The 3,673-nt window shown below is 71.7% G+C and carries 4 protein-coding genes; 2 read left to right on the forward strand and 2 right to left on the reverse strand.

Features of this window, described 5'->3' with window-relative positions; translation table 11 throughout:
- Together VR44_RS23055 and VR44_RS23060 are read right to left on the reverse strand one after the other, a co-directional pair.
- Positions 1 to 519: flavoprotein (locus VR44_RS23055; RefSeq protein WP_045949486.1), on the reverse strand; the 519-nt coding region annotated here is incomplete at its 3' end.
- Positions 516 to 1,784: a helix-turn-helix domain-containing protein gene (locus VR44_RS23060; RefSeq protein ID WP_052713782.1), complete on the reverse strand. Its 1,269-nt coding sequence runs from the start codon at positions 1,782 to 1,784 to the stop codon at positions 516 to 518. The genes VR44_RS23060 and VR44_RS23055, both read right to left, overlap by 4 nt.
- A 176-nt stretch (positions 1,785 to 1,960) precedes the next feature.
- Between VR44_RS23060 and VR44_RS23065 the strand changes: the two genes are divergently transcribed.
- Positions 1,961 to 2,398, forward strand: coding sequence for an ATP-binding protein (locus VR44_RS23065; RefSeq protein WP_045949487.1), 438 nt, complete (start codon positions 1,961 to 1,963; stop codon positions 2,396 to 2,398).
- 2 nt (positions 2,399 to 2,400) lie between these two features.
- Positions 2,401 to 3,673, forward strand: a 1,273-nt coding sequence (locus VR44_RS23070; RefSeq protein WP_425424525.1) for a UDP-N-acetylglucosamine 1-carboxyvinyltransferase, incomplete at its 3' end; no start/stop codon positions are given.

The raw sequence follows: 3,673 nt of genomic DNA on the forward strand, positions 1-3,673 counted from the left end.
GAGCAGATCGACCGCCTCCTCCCACGGGAAGCGGTCGGACCCGCCGCCGGACTTCGGACGGTGGGGCTCGTAGCTGCCGATCAGCACGCCCATCTCCCGCAGCTCGTCGATGCTGCGCCGGTAAGCCCGGTGGGCGGCGAGCGCGGTGTTCACGTAGGGCACCAGCACCGTGGGAATGCCCATGCCGGGTGCTTCGCAGAGGATGCCGAGCGCCAGGTTGTCGGCGAAGCCCGCGGCCCACTTGTTGACCGTGTTGAACGTGGCCGGTGCGACCGCGATGGCATCGGCCCGCGGGTGGGTCCGCGCCTCGCCGGGCGAGCGCCAGGCGGACCTGACCGGGTACCCGGTCTGCTCCTCGATCGCCCGGGTGTCGAGGAACTCGAGACCATGTGGCGTGGCGGTGACCCCAACCTCCCAGCCCCGTTCCTGCGCTGCGGTGATCAGTCTGCCGACATCGCCGGCGATCCCGGCGGCGCAGACGACGACGTACAGGAAGGGCTTGGACTGCGGCTCGGTCACGCGGGGACTCCCAGTCGGCGGCTGAAGTGGTGGAGTTCTGGCAGCGTACGACGGCGGTCCCGCGCGGCCATGTCGGCGACCAGCTCGCGGACGGCGGGACGACGTACGTCCTGGGCGGCGCAGGTCTCGGCGATCCGCAGTGCCTGGTAGCCGTCTGCCAGGCGGCCCTGCTGGGCGTAGGCGCGGGCGGCCTCGATCCAGAGTGCGGCACGACGCTCGGGGACCGGGATGTGGCGGTGCATGAGCGGGCGGGCCGCGTCGAGGGCGATGCCCGCGTCGCCGAAGGAGACCGCCGCACTGATCCGGTGAAGGGTGACGTTCGTCGGGCTGAAGTTGGCCCAGGCGTCCGGCCGGTCGAGGGCGACGTACCGGGCCACCTCCTCCGCTTCGGCGAGGAGCTCCCCAGTGGCGGCACGGTCGTCCGCGCGACTCGCGGCCGTGGCTCCACGCAGCAGGAGCAAACCCAAGACGGCGAGGTGGTGCGGAGAGCGACGGTCGTACGAGCCGGTGAGCTGCGAAGCGGTGTGTCGGATCAGCGTGACTGCTTGTCCGGGGTGCTTCTCACGGACGAGGACGTGCGCGTGGAGCCGGACGCTGGCGGCGAGAACGAGGGGGTCGCCGAAGCGTTCGGCCTCCGCCATGGCCCGGCCGACGGCCAGCCAGGCCGTTCCGGCGTCACCCTGCTTGAGGAAGAGGCTGGCCGAGGTCTGGTAGGCCGTGGCGAGGAAGCGGGACACCTCCTCGGGCTGCGACGAGCTGCCGAGTGCATGGCGCAGATCCGTGATCAGGCTGGGAAGCGTGCGCTCCAGTTCCGCGTAGTCGCACGTGGTCAGCAGCCTGCGGATGGAGGTGGCTCGTAGGCGGAGCCGATCCGTGGAGGCCGGCTCCGTCGTCGGGGCTGCGAGGACGCCGGGCAGGAGGGCCTGGACCAGCGCCGGGTGCGCGGCGGGCACGGGGGCGGCCAGCGCAGTGACGCCCGCGGCGAGGAAGGTACGGCGGCGCATGTCGTCTGTCTCCGGATCGTGGGGCTCTGCTTCCGGGCCGGCGTCAGCGAGCCCGAGTCGTGCCGGCTGGATCCGAAGCACCCGGGCAACCTCGCGGAGTACCCGGATGTCGTCGGTTCCGCGGCCGCCCTCCAGGCGGCTGATCTTCGACTGGTGGTAACCCAGTTCGGCGGCCACGTCCGCTTGTGAGCGGCTCTGTAAGACCCTTGCCCGGCGGATCAGCGCACCGATGCGGTGCGCCTCGCCCTGTGTGTCGGCCATCTTCGCCACGGCCCCTTCTGCCGAGACCGATCCTGCCTGCTCAACCGAGCCTATCGGTAGGCGAATTGCCCGCCATGCAGAACCTGCATGAACGATGCACGCCCTGCCCACGGCGTCGCGGGCAGCACCCCTGGACCGGTTGCCTGGTGGAACTGCACCCCTCCAGGAGGCCGCCCATGGAAGTGCACGAGGTCACCCTGCCGGTGACGGGTACGCCGGAAGGCGCCGCCCGCGCCCGGCGCACGGTGATGGACGAAGTCAGTGGCTGGTGCCGGGGCGCGGTCACCAACGAACTGCACGGAGCGGAAGCCGTGGCGGGCGAGCTCCTGGCCAACGCCGTCCGGCACGGAGGCGCTGGGACCGCATCCATCACTGCTCGCCTACGCGGCGACCGGCTGCGTTTCGAGGTCCGCGACCAGAGCTCGGCCGTCCCCCGGAAGCTCGCCGGCCACCCGGACGCCGAGCACGGGCGAGGTCTGTTGATCATTGCCGCCCTCGCCGACGAGCACGGCGTCGAACAGGGCTCCTCGGGCAAGTCCTGCTGGGCCGAGTTCGACCTCGCCGCCCGCCCCACAACCTCCGTCTTCCCCCAACCTCTCGACCAAAGGAGTTGATCGTGGCACTCACCCGAGCTTCGGCCTCGAACGCCGAAGTGGTCGCCGTACGCCCCGGCAGCCCACTCGCCGGCTCCGTCACCGTCGACGGCTCCAAGAACGCCGCCCTTCCCATGCTGGCGACCGCGGCGGCCGTACGTCGGAACGTCCAGCTGGAGAACGTTCCTGCCAGCGCCGACGTCCAGGCGATGATTGCCCTCCTTCAGGGGACCGGCTGGAACGTGGCCCAGGCCGTCGGGCGGCCTGACGCCCTGCTGGTCATGGCGCCCGAACACGCGCCCGCCGTTCCCGACCTGAGTCGCGCCTCAGCCATTCGAGCCTCGTACTACCTGGTGCCCGCCCTTCTCGCGTTACGGGGCACTGCCCGGCTGCCGTGGCCCGGCGGCTGCCGGATCGGTCAGCGCGGGATGGAGCTGCACTTCAAGGTGTACGAGGCCTTCGGCGACCACGTCACCATCCAGGACGCCGGGTACTCCGTCGAGGCCGGCGGACAGGGCAGCGGCGGCACGGTCTCGCACGCGCTGCCCTTCCGGTCGCGCGGCGCGACGATCGCCGCCGTGCTGCGGGCGGTCGTCGCCGACCGGGCGTTGCGCCTGGGGCGCCCGAACCTGTCGCCTGAAGTCCTGGCCGTGCTCGATGCACTCCGCTCGGCGGGTTGGCAGGCCAAGGTGAGCGACCGGTTCCTCGCCCTCGATCCGGCATCCACGCTCGCCGACGAGATTCAGACCTGGCGCGTACCGGGCGACAAGGTCGAGGCTGGAACCCTCGCCTGTGCCGTCGCCGCCACCAGCGGCAAGGCACGGATCGACGGCATCCACGGCCGGGACCTCGTGCCGTTCCAGGCGGCGCTCCAGCGGCTGGGCATCCCCACATCGGTGCGGGGCGAGGCACTCCTCGTCGACGGCAGCAGCAACACCAGCCCGACTGGCCGGCCGCTGCGGGCCATTGCCACCCTCTCTCCCGGGGGCCTGGACGCGGACTTCGAGCCGCCGCTGATGGCCCTGGCCCTCGGCCGACCAGGCACCCATCTATTCGCCGACTCGATCAACCCCGGCCGTCACGGCAACCTGCTGCCACAGCTAGCGAGGCTCGGAGCCGACATCGAGGAGATCTCGCCCACCGAGTGCCGCCTGACCGGTCCGCAGCGCCTCACCGGAGCCGGTGTCGAAGCCACGGACATCCGCACCGGCTCCGCCCTCATGGTGGCCGCCCTCACCGCCCGCGGGATCACCACCCTCGGCGGGGTCGCACAGCTGCGCCGGGGCCACGCCGACC

Origin of the sequence: Streptomyces katrae (assembly GCF_000966975.1) — a bacterium.
Lineage (GTDB): Bacteria > Actinomycetota > Actinomycetes > Streptomycetales > Streptomycetaceae > Streptomyces > Streptomyces katrae.

What these genes read in the sequence shown, in the direction of transcription:
- VR44_RS23060 (WP_052713782.1), bottom strand. Translation starts at nt 1,784, where the DNA reads ATGGCCGACACACAGGGCGAGGCGCACCGCATCGGTGCGCTGATCCGC.
- VR44_RS23065 (WP_045949487.1), top strand. Translation starts at nt 1,961, where the DNA reads ATGGAAGTGCACGAGGTCACCCTGCCGGTGACGGGTACGCCGGAAGGC.